This window comes from Escherichia sp. 94.0001 (assembly GCF_013369155.2).
Lineage (GTDB): Bacteria > Pseudomonadota > Gammaproteobacteria > Enterobacterales > Enterobacteriaceae > Escherichia > Escherichia coli_F.
Map to the genome: position 1 here is coordinate 1 of NZ_JABWMS020000352.1, position 226 is coordinate 226.

A 226-nucleotide genomic window follows, 5' to 3' on the forward strand; every position below is an offset into this window, starting at 1 on the left:
TCACGCTCATCATCTGCGTGGACTTAAGATTGTCCTTTGCCTCAACCGGCGTGTGCGCCTTGCCGCCACCTTTGCCCATTGTCTCACCCTTTACTGTGATAACTGTTACGCACAAAAACAACAGGCATCCCGGAGGATGCCTGTATCATGACTGAATAAAAATTCTGAATATCTTCACATTTTCTGTACGCCCCCGTGGCAGATATCATTCCCGGGCGTTACAGTT

General features: G+C 48.7%; 1 protein-coding gene. It reads right to left on the reverse strand.

Annotated elements, in window-relative coordinates; genetic code table 11:
* Nucleotides 1-79: hypothetical protein (locus HEN33_RS27295; protein ID WP_374208481.1), on the reverse strand; the 79-nt coding region annotated here is incomplete at its 3' end.
* Between the last annotated feature and the right edge of the window lie 147 nt (nt 80-226).